The following is a 14,275-nucleotide window of genomic DNA, read 5'->3' as shown; positions in this document are numbered from 1 at the left end:
GTTTATGAGTGTATTATTATTTCCTGGCCAAGGTTCACAATTTAAAGGAATGGGACAAGATTTATTTAAATTATTTCCCGATGTTGTTTCTGAAGCAAATCAGATACTTGGTTATGACCTGGAGCAAGCTGTATTGAGTGGTGTGATGAATCAAACTTTATATACTCAACCACTCATTTATTGTATTTCCATAATGGCATGGCTTGCTAGAAAAGCCGAATTAAAAGTGGATATGGTATTAGGACATAGTTTAGGTGAGTATGCAGCACTTTATGTGGCCGAAGTTTTTGATTTTGCTACTGGACTGAGAATCGTTAAGCGACGTGCAGAATTGATGAATGAAGCTAAAGAGGGAGCTATGGCGGCAATAGTTGGAATGAGTGCGGCTAAAATTGAGACGATTATCAAAGAAAACCAGCTGCCATTAGTGATTGCTAATTATAATGCTCCAATGCAAACCGTGATTTCAGGAACAAAGGAATCGGTCGATGCCAGTTCCAAATTATTTGTTGAAGGACGTTTTATTCCCTTAAAGGTTAGTGGAGCATTCCATTCTCCTTTGATGCAATCCGCTGCTGAAACTCTTTATTCCTATCTCAAACAATTTCAGTTTCACCAGCCCCGATATCCGATCATACTCAATGCTACTGCACGAGCACAGGTTGATTGTTCTATCGACATGCCTCAATTACTGAGCCAACAGTTAGTGAGGCCTGTATTTTGGCATCAAAGCATCGAATATTGCCTGGCTTTAGGGTATTTGGATTTTATTGAGCTTGGGCCAGGCAAGGTACTCACTTCATTGTTGGATGGGATTCTTAACGATCCAGTAATAACAGGTGCCGTCAACTGATTCTAGGGGTTCAGTTATTTGATGTTGTTTACGGTACTCGTCCACTGCTCGCTGGCATTCTGTAAAGCCACCATAATCATCAATAATGCAAATACCATTTTGCGATAACTTTGGGTATAAAGCGTTGAGTACGTCCAATGTTGATTGATAAAAATCAGCGTCAATACGTAAAAGTGCAATATGTTCAATTTTATCTTTCATTAAGGGTAAGGTATTTTTAAACCATCCAGGCATTAATTTTATTGACTCATCATAAAGATCATACCGTTTAAATGCTTCGAGGAGATCGTGATGAGAAGTCGATATTAAGGATTCCTTTTTTATATAGGTTAACGAATTGGCGAGAGCAAAGATCTTATTTAAGGTTGTTTTGTCGTATTGTTCATTAGGAAAGGCTTCCATAATATGATTAGCTAAACGCTGTTGGGATTTCTTTGGAAGTAATTTTCTAATTTTTAATAAGCTCTTAAAGCGTATTAATTTAGAATAAGAAGTAACGAGTTGGCTTGACTCTGGGAATAGATCCGCACCCCAAACATTCCGTGAGGTTGTGTTTTGTTCCTCATAAACATTCAGACAAGCTTTTAAATACAATAAAGCGCCACCTCGCCAACATCCGGCTTCAACAATATCACCATTAACATGATGACTTGTAATATATTTAATTGACTGTTCTATATTATCTAATCGTTTGGGACCAATGAGCGTCCTAACTTGTCCATTAGTCATAAATGATTTAAAAGCTTTTGTTGTAGCAATATTAAATTGCCAGTGTTCTGGTTGAGACGTGTCTAAAGAACCCGTGAGTGATTTTTTAATTACGGTTAAGTATTTTTCCGCGATTTTATGTTGTAAGTTCATCATAATCCTTAAGGTAGGCTAGAAGAAAAATAAAATTGCGGATTAAGGATGAACCTATGCTTCATGTACAATTTCCCTAAGTGTTAATGACCAAGTTGAGAATATAAAATATTCCGCATTATACCTATCATCTGACAATTTTGTATCTGATGAGCATGCATTTTATTGATTAAAAAGACTTATTTTCCAATAAGCTGCTCATTATAGCTTTATAGCGCCCTTTATTGCTCTATGGGGTACACTTAATTATGTTCTCGAATGAAAATTATTTTGATTAGATGTGGTTTGTTATCGATTGGATAAGGTTTAGTAATCAAAAGGTCGTGTGTTCGATTCACCTCAGCGGCATGAGTAAAATCAATAAGTCAATACTATCTTTAATTCTGTTGAGATATTCAGGGTACCAATTTTGGTACCCTATTTAAAATGTAATTCTTTCTTACTATTAATGCGTTGCTAACTACTTCTATTGAACCCCCGGTTAAAACCAGTTTTAACCGGACAGTTTTTTCGTTTCTTGTTGATGTTGTCTTTCCTCTTGTTTTTTCTTTCTCATTTCCTTAAAGTCTTTGGTCTTGTCTCTGAAGACTGGTTCCTCTTCAGTTTTATTCACAGTGGGTGCTTGCTTCGTTGCTGCGAACAATCCAAACCCCGTGTCAATCAATTTTTGACATTTAGTTGGGAACAGCTTGAGAAAATTCTTATTTTGTTCTCGTTCTGCTATCTGTCGGGCATTATTTCCATCATTATCGACTGCCTCAGTTTGGACCTGACGTGCTTTGAGTAACTTCACTATTCCCAGTGCTGCCGGGTCACTTCGTTGGGCCAGTAAATGTAATGCTGTTTCTCCCTTAGTATTTCTAGCATTAATATCTGCACCTTTTTCAATCAGAAACTTAGCCATGTGGAAGCTTGTCTCTTGCTCCTCTTGAGAATCGCCAGATTTTGCGTAGAGTATCGCTAAATGTAAAGGCGGATAACCGTCACTCGTTTTATTAATATTTTCCTTTAACGCTTGTGCGTTCCCTCTTTGATTCCAGATATCAATTTTGCCTTGTTTAATGTCTTCATGTAAGAGGGTGTCCTGTTCTTTGGAGTGCCATTGGTATTTCTCAGCATCTCTGAGGGATTTTAATGTATCTTCCATAGATGCTATATCTTCCTTTACTCCCTGAATTATTCCAATCATCTTATCGTGTAGTTGAGTTATTTTCTGAGATTCGAGAGGCTGAATTTCAGTCCCATTATCTGTTTTAACTACAGTCTTTTTCATGAAATCAACAATGTTAGCGGCTACTTGAGGGGCTGACTTGCTCGTCTTCAGTTTTCCTAACTCTGCGTTCTTCGATTTAAGCTGTAATTCTAGACCCCTATGTTTTAGTAATAATTGCTGTAATGCTAATTGCATATTAGAGATTGCATTATTTGACCTGAGTTGAGATAAATTCTGTATATGCGCTTTTTCTTGTACGGCTTTATAAATTTTCGCCTCTTTGGAGTCCTCAATTTTTTTACCTACCATACTTTCCAAAACCCCTACAAGAGAATCACTTTGTTTACGCAAAGACTCTGTTGCTAATGAGAGTGCGGATTTAGTGTTACTGTCTTTAATATAGACATCTGCATATTGACAAACCACTCTAACTGACTCTTCTTCCTTATTGTGAATTAAAACGTGTAAGAGAGTATTTCCATTTTTATCTTTGGCATTGGCTAAGCGCGAACGTTCCTGGGATGGGGCAGTTTTTATTTCTCCTATCAATGCATCCCTTACTTTTTTTTCATTAAAATCTAATGAACCAATATTTTTTATTTTGTTTAGAACGCTTGCTTCCCTTTCTTTTGCTAACCTTTCCTCTTCTAATCTTTCTTTTGCTGACATTTCTTGCGCGTAGGATTCGTCATTATCTTCTGCCAACTCCGCATTGCCATCTACTGTCGAAGTTTGCTCTGCCAATTCTGATGAGTCTACTGCATCTTGGGTTGGAGAGGTTATTAATCCCTCTTTTACGAACCTGGTATATAGTTCCTTATTCTCTGTAGACGATACTTCCGCGAGAAACAGTTTTCCCTTTTGTGTTGCAAAGGTTTGTTTATCAATCTTTGCTCCAGAAAGAATCAATAAGCGAACTGCATGAAGATGATCATTCTCTAATGCTAATTGCAGTGGAGTCTTACCCTCGGAATTTTTCTTATTAATCGGGTTATTCACAAAAAAATCAATTGGATTACTCACGAATTGGCTCAATAAGCTTTTATCCTGGTTGCTTAATTCTTTAATTCGTTGAATATCTCCATTCTTCGCCGCCAGGTGAAAAATATTATTTTCAGCACTATCCTGTTTACTTAAATCAAATCGAGCCCCTTGTTCCTTTAACTTTTGAATAATGAGTTCAAAACTCTCTCTTTTATTAGGTTCTTCAGCCTCGGAGTATTTTTTATAGGCAATGAACAACAAATTATTAAATTGATCGATAGCCTGGGTGTGAGCGTTTCTGCCTATTAAATCGTCTATTAATAAATTAACAACCGTTGCTTTTCCTTGTAAAACGGCTGAATCTAAAGGGGTATGCCTGGAAGCGTTAGGAGGATTCCACTCCAGATTTTTAGTTTTTAAGTCTCTGAGCAGTAGGTCCACTATCTCAAGATTTCCTTTTGAAACAGCTAGATGTAAAGGAGTATGCTCTTTATAATTTTTAAAATTACTGTCCTTATCCCTGAGATCAGCCAACAACAACCGAACCATTCCAGGTTCTCCCCCTAAAGCGGCAAAATGTAAGGGGGTATTACCGTCTTTATTTTTAGAGTGCCATGCCTCTTTTTTGCCTAACAACAAGCGTGCAGCTTCAACTTTTCCTTTATGAGCGGCAAAATGTAACGCATTATTACCGTTAGAGTTTGGGGCATCAAGATGAATACAGTGCTCCATAATTAGTTTAATTTGGTCTAAATTATCTGTTTCAGCACTTGATTGGAGGTGTAGGAGGAATTGCTTGTTTCCCATTTGAGTCAGATCAATACCTTCTTTTTCCTTCCCATGCTCTTCAATAAGCAGATCTGTCAATGTTCTTTCTTTGTGACTTTCTAACAAGTCTATTTTTTCCTGAATTTCAGCCACCTTCCTGGTAAAAGCTTCTACGGCCTCTTTTTTTATCTCTGCCTGACGTAACAGTTGATCTTTTTCCGCTTTAAGCGCTGCTATGCGCGTATTCACAGTAACATAGGGGGATTGAGCAACATCATAAAGTTCAGGAGCGTACTGAGACAGTGACTTTGATTGAGGTTTCTTCAACAAAGTGTCCAATTGCTCGTAAGCCTCTGTAAGGGAATCAAAATTGGTGACCTGATTTTTGCTGGCAGCAATCTTCTCTCCTCTACTTTTTATATCTTGCAAGCTAGAGCTTAACTTGGCTAATTCGCCATTCTCAGCGATTAGAGTGGCTTGTTCAGCTTGTCTGGCTTTTAATCTATCAGCAAAAAAGAAGCGGATAATGGGCAAACCATACCAAAAGATAGAAGTACCGAGGCTATCTATCCGTTCCTTATTACTTAAGGAAGCAGACTTGATGGCTTTCGTTTTACTCTCTATTTCAGAGTTTTGATTTTTTAGAGATAATTTTAGAGCCTTCCAATTTGTATTCTGTTCCTCTTGTAAAGCGATTATTTCTTCATCACGAGTTTCCGATTCTTGTTCTATTTTTTGTTGTTCAATTTTTGCAGATTCACTCTCCTTAGTGGAACTAAGCTGAGTTTGTTTATTTTTCTTAATGCTTGAATTGACTTGCTGACTCAAATTCTCCAAATGTTTTCTTAAACGTCGTAAAGTATCTTCCATCGGGAATCGCTGAGAGAGCTCATGAAGTTCCTCTAAACGCTTTGCTATTTTTTGCCTTTTTTCTTTTAGGTCCTGTGATGGGTCAAAAGAATGCAATTCTTCTGCAAATTTAAGAGCAGCTTCTTTAAACGCTGCATTGACATGGTCTATCTCATCAAAAATTTTTATAGCATCGTCTAAATCTTGCGAATTATCGAGCAAATTATTTTCTTTTAAAAAGTTAAGTCTTTCATTGTGTTGTGCTTTTACAATTTCTAATTGGGCTAAGGCGTTTTCCTGATCGGAATAATATTTTCTATAATTTCTCTCAATTTCTGCATGTTTTTTATTTACTGCCTTATTTTCGTTCTCTGCCTGAAAACTCAGGTGTGCAACTCGTTTAGAAAATTCTACAATGCGGCTATTAATCTCTTGATATCTTAACTGACTTAATTTCACTGCCTCTAAGCTCATATCAATCAAGATTTCGCCTAATTTTTTAAAATGACTTAAGTCCTCTCCAGAATATATCTTTTCTGCTTCGTCAAAATATTTGAGGTGGACTTGCTTCTTTTGTTTTTCCTCTGATAAAAGTTTTTCAATTTCTTTTAATTCTGCTTCAAGTTCCTGAACCTCTTTACCGTATTTTTTAAGAATCCCTAAATTAATTCCGATATCCACCGGTATTTGTATGTTTCTTATTTCATTTTCAATTACACTTATATTTTTATTATTACTTTCAACTTGGTCCCGGGCTAAATCTCCAATTTGCATCAACACTACGGGACGAGCTAATTTTTCCAAGGTGGAAAGATGATTGGCTGAATTTGCTTTTTTTAATTCCTTGATTAAAATCAGATAGTTTTGGCGTAGAACAGGAGTTTTTTCTAAATCTAAAGGAGAGACTTTTTTTAATTTTTCAATCATTAAATCAATGTAGTCGCCTTTTAAAGATTTATTTTTTGCCAGCAAAGCCCGAGTAATGAGCACACACGCACTCAGACTCATATTTTTCAAAAGCGTTGATTTGAATTCCGATGTATCTTTTAGTTTTATTTGTTGGGACAAATTCCCCCTCATCTGTTGCAGTTGCTCAGTGTAAACTGGATTATTACCAACACTCGATTGATAACCTTTCAATATCGTGTTTAATTTTTGGCAACATTCTCTGGAGGGATTGGTAAAGATTAAATAGCTACTCAAGAGTTCACCCATGAGCTTTACAATTGCATTTTTTTTATCCTTTCCAATCATTCCATTAAGATAAGCTAGGAGGAATTGAAGTTCTTCTTCTGGTGTTTCAATTTTAGAGGAGTCCGCAATAACAGCATTAAACTCTTCTCGGTTAGAATCATGTAAGACGCTTTGAAGTCGTTGTTCTACTATTTTACTAAACATAAATGTACTCTCTAAATTGAGCCCCTAAGGGCAATCATTGAACTTATTATAAGATAATTATACATTTAGTTTATTAAGCTAACATTAATGGGGTCGTATTTGAGGATAGTGTCGGAAATTTCTTGTTACCTAACGCAAGGTAATCTAGCGTTGGTTTTATAGGGAACACTTGTTTATTATAAATTAATTACATTAAGGACTTATTAATTACCTGGGATCTAACCAGCGATCGAGGCGAAGTGCTTAAGGACAAATTGGATGATGAGTTAAACGAGAGTTATTGTCAAAAGTGGTGTACAGCATTAGGCGGCGTTTCTGTCTGATTGTTCACCAACCTGTACTCCGTCTTCAAACTTCACGTTATTAACAACAAGAGTTAATAGGTTAAACCCTCTAATTTTAATCCATCGTTTCTGAGCTGACTCCATCAATTTAAATACCATTGCCAACGTGCTGTCTCTTGAGCCACAGTTACGTGATTTTTTTGTACGTAGGCGCACTGTAGCGAAAGCGGATTCAATTGGATTTGTTGTTCGGATATGAATCCAATGCTCCGCAGGAAAATCATAAAATGCGAGTAATTCCTCACGGTCTTTACTTAAGCACTCCATTGCTTTTGGATACTTAGGCGCGAATAACTCCACTGTGTTGTCAAACGCTTTATAAGCCTCTTTGCGTGTTGATGCCATCCAGATTTCATGCAATGCTGCTTTCACCTTGGGCTGCACCGATTTCGGTAATTTATTCAGGACATTGGCTGTTTTATGCACCCAACATCGTTGATGACGGGTATCGGGATACACTTTGCTAATAGCATTCCAAAAGCCCAATGCACCATCCCCTGCAGCCAGTTTTGGAGTGTGAGCAAGCCCCTTTGTCGTAAGCTTGTCAACAGCTCCTCCCAGCTTGCTGAGGACTCACGGAACCCATCACTCACAGCGACTAGCTCTTTATGACCGTGCTCAGTAACGCCAATAATAACCAGCAAACACAAGCGGTCATCCATTCGCACTTGACTGTAAATACCATCTGCCCACCAATAAACATAACGCTTGTGACTTAAATCCTGACGCTGCCAGCTTTGATGCTCATCAAGCCATTGGCTTTTTAATCGACACACCGTATTTGCAGATAAGCCTTTTGCATGCTCACCCAACAGAGAACCTAAAGCCTCGGAGTAATCACCCGTTGATAATCCTTTTAAATAAAGCCAGGGAATCAATTCCTCAATACTCTTTGTACGTCTTAAATAGGGAGGTAACAAATGGCTTTGAAAATGAATACCAGAGCCTCCCCGGTCCCGCACTTTGGGTACTTTGATGCTGACATCACCAACGCCTGTCTGAATGGTTCTTTCTGGCAAATAACCGTTGCGAACGATAGCCTGTCTACCGTCGAGTAATTTATAATCCTCATATTCAGACAACATAGCACTGAGCTCCGCTTCTACTGCTTGCCTAATCAAATCACGGGCTCCATTTCTCAATAATTCAGTTAAGGGATCAGCAATTTTTTCAACTGGTGTTGAGACTTCTTTCAGTTTACAATTCTTCATGGCGTAGTTCCTTTTGTTGATTATGTTCTTGCGGAACAATCAACAGAATACGCCACCTAATTTATTTTTCCCATACACCAGATTCGAGCATAACTCGTTAAACGATAATAAAACACAGGGGGATGAAGACGCCTCTGGGGTAACTTTGCGGTACATTTGTTTAAAAGTTATTTCTAAGCAGATCTCATTAAATATTTATAAAAACTGTCAAAGCGTACTAGCCTTTTGTTTTTAATGAGGTCTGCTTATTACATCAACACGAAAAATCTAAAAATCAAACATTCTATTAATGGATATATTAATGGATTGCAACAATGTCGTTTTAAAAGTATCTTTTGTTGCCAGTATTCCTGTTGTTAAAAGGTTATCACCATTCATTGTAGATGTATTAACAAATGATTGTTCATGTCGACTTACGCGACCTTCTAAAGCTGAAAAAGTATAGGATGCATCTATAAACCATGAAGGAGTAATAAAATAGTTCATTCCAATTTGAGCACCGCCACCCCATGCCCACATAGTAGGCGAACCATAGTTTACCAAACCGGTTACATTGAGCGTTTCACCATTGACAATGGCATAACCTATAGAGTTGTAGTTTTGTGATTGCAAACTGATTAACGAAGGACCTGCACCTAAGTATATGCTTTTATTGTCAAATATTTTACCAATTAAAGCGAATAAATTCATATCGTGGTTAATTGTTGTTTCAACAGAATCAGCAATTGCATATCCAAACATAGGGCTCTTGGCACCTGATGCGCTGGTGAGCACCCCAGTTTGAGGAAGGTAAAGATCACGATTCGTTACCACTGCTCCAAGATATTGATAAGTAAATTTAATCCCATAATAAACGCTATCATTATAGTTTCTTAAATATCCAGTTTGAACCTCTGGTGATAAGTTTTGGCTCCAGTTTTTAAACGGGGCGGCATTACCTTGGGCAATTCCCGTAGAATTGTACACGCCGTCAATATACAAACTTGAAATCCCTAGACCCCATGAATTCTGATCAATCCTTAGGGAGTTGTAATTTCCACCTACCCCAATAAAAAAACCTTGAGGATTAGGCGCTGATCCCATGCTACCTGCGAAAGCAGAGGTTGCAAAAATGGAGAGAGATAAAATCGTCTTAGATAATTTGGAACACATTTATAATCCTTTATAAAAATTGAAAAAAGCTAGTGTATTCACTAATTGACTTGATTACAATCTAGAATTTTTTTTAAATGAAAGTGCTTCACTCTGCCGATGCAACATGAGTTGGCATCGAGTTGCATCCAATGTAGACCTCATTAAATATCTTTAAAAAAGCAATGAAGAAACTGTACTCACACGATTTTTATAGACGAGTTTTGAAAGATCCTAAGGAGATACCTCAACGAAGACTATAAAGCGAAGCTAAAAATGCTGTTGATAATATTGAATCAGCCATATTACGGATTAATATGGCTGAATTAAAACTCAATCAAAGTGTATTTCCAAATCACATTGGTTGTGGCGCAGAACTCTTCTCCTCAATTTCTGCCAGAACACCATGAAGCACTTCATCTTGTTCTATGATTGAAACATAATCAGGGTATTTATACCTTAACCCGTCAACATCACTTTTATTATTTAGAACATCGAGTAATAGTTTTGCAGCTAAAATTTGCTTATTGCAGTATTTCAGGTTTGATTTCATTTCCTCTTGTTCATTCTTATACAATTGCTGCACAAAGAAACTGAATCTCGTAAGAATGCTGGTAGGTTCTGCCGAGAGGGTATCAAGTGCTTGCACCATGGCTTCCGCCTTTTGATGTTTTTCCTGAATGTATTGTTTTAATTCCTGCATCAGGAAAAACCGGCTCGTAAAGTAGATGCATTGAGGGTGATCAGCCCAGATTCCAATTCCTTGATTGTAATAATCATGTTGCAAACCCATTAATTCAGCCCAGTTGTCCCGCTCTTCCTGGGATGCAAAAGCAATAGCCAGTTCATGTCCTGCATTGGCTGAATAAACACCCTGATCGCCGAGGCCTTTGGAGCTTTTGATGATCATTTGATGATTCTTCGTATCAAGATTCACCATGTGGTGGAACGACTGCAGGCTCGATTGATAAAATTTCTCAAGCAGTGTTGGATCATTAGGACAAGAAATACGGAGGCTTGGAGGATTGTCCCAGTTTCCTTTGCAAATCAGTTGCGGGGCAATACTGGCAGTATAGCTATTCTTAACGGATTCATTGACTTTGTTGATGTAAGTGCTGACCTCCTCTGGTTTTTTATCAACAGAATCTGCAAAAATTCTATTGATTAGATCCGCTGGTAATTTGGATAAGTTCGATTCTGACTGCATGGAACCTTGTATTAACATCATTGCCAGATTGGTAGGATCAGAGTTCCAGTTTAATACCAGGGGAAAATGATAATCCAGTCCGAAATCTTTGGGAATATGCCCTGCAGAAGCCATTGACTTAAATATCTCCAGGGTCAGTGTCATAGCCGATTCTCCATATTTTCCGCCACATAGATCGAGCCATTGAGGTTCACGAGTGAGTAACCTCCTTGCATACCGCTCTAAACTGTCATAGAGGTATCGTTCATAAAATTCCTCAAATACATTAGGTAATATATGGGCTTGATCTTCTCCGGGGAAGCGATAAAACCAGGTGTCATTTTCTTTGAAAAGACCAATTTCATGTCGTTCCAAATGTTTACTTGTTTTGTTAAGACAAACAATTAAATGGCGTTCTAATCCCAATACATCGAGTACCATACGGTTTATCTGGTTGGATTGAATTTGGCAGCCTTGGGGTAATTCAAATGCGTTTTCATAAACTGTACGCTCTTTTTTCTTCGCACTGTTCACAATAGGTGATGGAAGCTGGACCTCTACTATGTAAGTCGCAAGATACTCAGAATAGGATACAGAAGTATTTTCCTTACCACAGGCACTCGTACGTTCCATTTGTTTAGTAAATAAAACCGGGGTGATTTTGGACTGTTCATTAATCGCCTCTTCAATGGACTGATATGGATTTTTACTAAATTCCTCAATAGAAACATAAATATCATCAACAGCTGAAATTTTTTTGAACCCCATCTTGTATTGGTATACATCATTAGTTGCAACGCGAATGGTGAGCCAAGCACTACTCATTCCTTCTATCGTAGGGGATGGTTTTATTGATTCATGTTTCATTATTGCCATGGTCAATACTCCTTAAAAAAATTAAAAATTACTGCTTCACGAGCAGCTGAATTAGTTTTAGTAGGAGATAAAGTAAGACTTGATGGATTAAAACGAGTTGTTTTATCACTGAATTAAAATCTTGAGGAGTAAACAAACCTGAATTTATTTATTCCTGAACTTTACCTCAGCGACAAACCCGTTCATTCATTAAAACTAGAATAATCAGTTCTCCAGCAATCCTTGGGGGAGAAGATAAGTCGTTGTATTTCAAGTTTCGATTCAGGTTGGATCCTGAAGCCTACTCGAAATTGATTTTATTGTACCAAATTAAATCTATAAGATCAAATTTAGGATGAAATAAGGGCCGTAGAGCAATTCTTTATTGATGTTTAACTAATCGTGCAACATGAATGTGAAGTGGTGTTCGCATCATCCACATCACCTACATCATCTTCTTCAACCAACAGGTTTAATTCATTCTGTAAATCGCTTGGAAGATGCTCTATGGGCAATCGGTTAGCTTTCACAGCAAATAAAGATTGACTCAATAAAGAAGAGGAATAACTTGTGTTAAAACTCAAAAATTGGTTTTGGTTCCATTTATGAAATGTATTCCCAGTAGGTAAAGCAGGAGGAATAAAATCTTTATTAAGCTGCATGCAATATTCGAAAAATAGATTTAAAGTGTGGAGGAAGCAGGGGGTAATGTACAAGCACCCCTTAGCAGCTCGCTCAATGACGGGGATTGCTAATTTCAAAGCGTCCTCATCGGATAATCCCTTGAGATTTTTTAAAGCCCGGTTGTAACCCATAAACCAATAATTGCTTTCACGAACGTAATTATTATAAAGATTCTCCCCTATGTTTTCCGGAGCAATAGAGCCATATTTGGAAATTTGCAGAACTATTGCCATATTCAGGGTTCCTATCATGATTTGCTCTAAGCTGAGGCCTGTATATTTTCCAGGTTCTCTCAATAAAGAAATGGCTACACTTAATGCTTGATGATTAACTTGTGCACTGTAGTTGCTTGTTTTCATATCACGTTGAAGTGCTTCAATGAATTTGGGGTAATATGTGCTTTCTAATTCATATAAGGAAAGTAATGGCATTTTTTAGGTTTATTGAATAAAAATGGGGAGCAATAATATTATTTTAAAATCAGTCGGTCAATTAATCGTTCTTTTTGATTGATTGCTGACCAACATGATTATCACGCTGAAAGCACCAATTAGCCAACGTAGGTGGCCAGATGGTTTATTGTGTTGCTCGAATTCCCTGCTCAGCAAGTGAGGTAAATAAAAACTAGAAAGATGATGTAGATAAAGACAGTCTAAATTTTAATCCTTGATAGGATAAATTAATATTTTTTATAAAAGTTGCCATTCGTGCCTCAAATTTCGGTGAGTAACCTGGTTATTGTATTAAAAATATCCCAATAGGTCGATTTGTGTTTAATTGGCTATAATTAAATACACAATCTTCATTGGAATTATCATTATGAGGCGATTAAGTTTTCTTACCGGGAATTACAGTTCGGGTGCTCACCATCATAAACAGGGCTTTTCCTCAACAGTATTAAATTTCATTAAAACTAAAAACAGTTCTGTTTTAGATGATTTTAGAAAAATCTATAAAATAAATTCTGAAACAAGTACATTCCAGAGTTTTGCTCTCCATTTGGAAAAAAATAATAAAGGGCGTTTCTCTCTTTTTAGAGGTATGAGTATTGCTGAGGTAACCGATATTTTAAGAAAAGAAAAGTTTGTATGTCCGCACTCAGGCAAAAAAGAACATCACTATAACATCCCCGAACACGTAATACGTAATAACTCTTCTATCTTTGCTTCATTTACTCCTTCATTAGTAACTGGAGGGACTTATGCGAGCAGCAGTACCGTAGTCCCTAGCACAGGGGCGATAACTGAAACCAATTTGCCTCCTTTCTTTATTAATCCTAAAGAACTGGTAGCAACTCATGAAGAACTGTACAGACGATATAGCAAACGTTTTGAACTTGAAGAAAAGGAGCACGCAGGAGAATTTCAAGGCTTGACTAACGTCATGGATACTGCCGCAACGAATTCGGAAATTACGATGATTCGAAATTTTGGTAAAACCTATGTCGGTTTACAAATGCAAGATGTGAGAGCGGTTCATGTATTAACCGTTCCTGGTGAAGTATTGTGTAAATGGACCTCTATAAATAATCCTTTATATGAAGTAACTATTGAAAATCCTGGATACAAGCAAAGAGTATGTTCGATTAAAGTCGGTTTTGCTGAGCATGATACTTATCTTAAAGAAGAATATGAACAAGTGAACAAAAGAAATCAACTCATGGGGCTTACTCCCGAAGGATCTCGAGTCATTACGATGCATGAGGCAAAATACTTAGCAAAATCGGGTTTGTTGGAAATGCTAAACAGCATGTATGAAATTGATGGCGAAACACACGTATTTTCTCATGTTCCAAGTGACATTCGAATTAATGATGTGGAGTCTCTTTGTAAACATATAACCGAAACAATTGAATCGTTACCTAATGTGAAGAAAAAAGGTCCTAAAATAGAAGAAATTACTGATGAACAATCGAAAGAAGGGCCTACTCTTAAGTAA

General features: G+C 37.2%; 7 protein-coding genes and 1 pseudogene. 2 read left to right on the top strand and 6 right to left on the bottom strand.

Annotated features, from left to right (window positions below):
- Positions 1–4: 4 nt before the first annotated feature.
- Positions 5–853: an ACP S-malonyltransferase gene (gene fabD, locus ACF8MK_RS16490; RefSeq protein WP_392537572.1), complete on the top strand. Its 849-nt coding sequence runs from the start codon at positions 5–7 to the stop codon at positions 851–853.
- Here the strand turns inward: fabD and ACF8MK_RS16485 are convergent.
- The 6 genes and pseudogenes from ACF8MK_RS16485 to ACF8MK_RS16460 all read right to left on the bottom strand — a co-directional run bounded on the left by ACF8MK_RS16485 (position 800) and on the right by ACF8MK_RS16460 (position 12,768).
- Entirely contained in the window at positions 800–1,717 is a 918-nt protein-coding gene (locus ACF8MK_RS16485; protein ID WP_392537571.1) for a TylF/MycF/NovP-related O-methyltransferase, read from the bottom strand. The two genes, fabD and ACF8MK_RS16485, sit on opposite strands and share 54 nt — an antisense overlap.
- Positions 1,718–2,207: 490 nt before the next feature.
- Positions 2,208–6,926: an ankyrin repeat domain-containing protein gene (locus ACF8MK_RS16480; protein WP_392537570.1), complete on the bottom strand. Its 4,719-nt coding sequence runs from the start codon at positions 6,924–6,926 to the stop codon at positions 2,208–2,210.
- A gap of 302 nt (positions 6,927–7,228) precedes the next feature.
- Positions 7,229–8,481: pseudogene (locus ACF8MK_RS16475) on the bottom strand (IS256 family transposase).
- Between the two features lie 267 nt (positions 8,482–8,748).
- Positions 8,749–9,633, bottom strand: coding sequence for an outer membrane protein (locus tag ACF8MK_RS16470; RefSeq protein WP_392537569.1), 885 nt, complete (start codon positions 9,631–9,633; stop codon positions 8,749–8,751).
- Between the two features lie 334 nt (positions 9,634–9,967).
- Positions 9,968–11,674 (bottom strand): hypothetical protein, encoded by a 1,707-nt coding sequence (locus tag ACF8MK_RS16465; protein WP_392537568.1) that lies wholly within the window; start codon positions 11,672–11,674, stop codon positions 9,968–9,970.
- 371 nt (positions 11,675–12,045) lie between these two features.
- A complete protein-coding gene (locus ACF8MK_RS16460; protein WP_392537567.1) occupies positions 12,046–12,768 on the bottom strand; it encodes a hypothetical protein in 723 nt (240 codons plus the stop codon).
- A 388-nt stretch (positions 12,769–13,156) separates the two neighbouring features.
- Here ACF8MK_RS16460 and ACF8MK_RS16455 point away from each other — a divergent pair, with 388 nt between their 5' ends.
- Positions 13,157–14,275 carry a hypothetical protein gene (locus ACF8MK_RS16455; RefSeq protein WP_265702616.1) on the top strand — a complete coding sequence of 373 codons (1,119 nt, stop codon included), beginning with the start codon at positions 13,157–13,159 and terminating at the stop codon, positions 14,273–14,275.

The sequence above is a fragment of the Legionella sp. 227 genome (assembly GCF_043161935.1).
Taxonomy (GTDB): domain Bacteria; phylum Pseudomonadota; class Gammaproteobacteria; order Legionellales; family Legionellaceae; genus Legionella; species Legionella sheltonii.
This window is presented reverse-complemented; position numbering and strand designations above follow the sequence as displayed.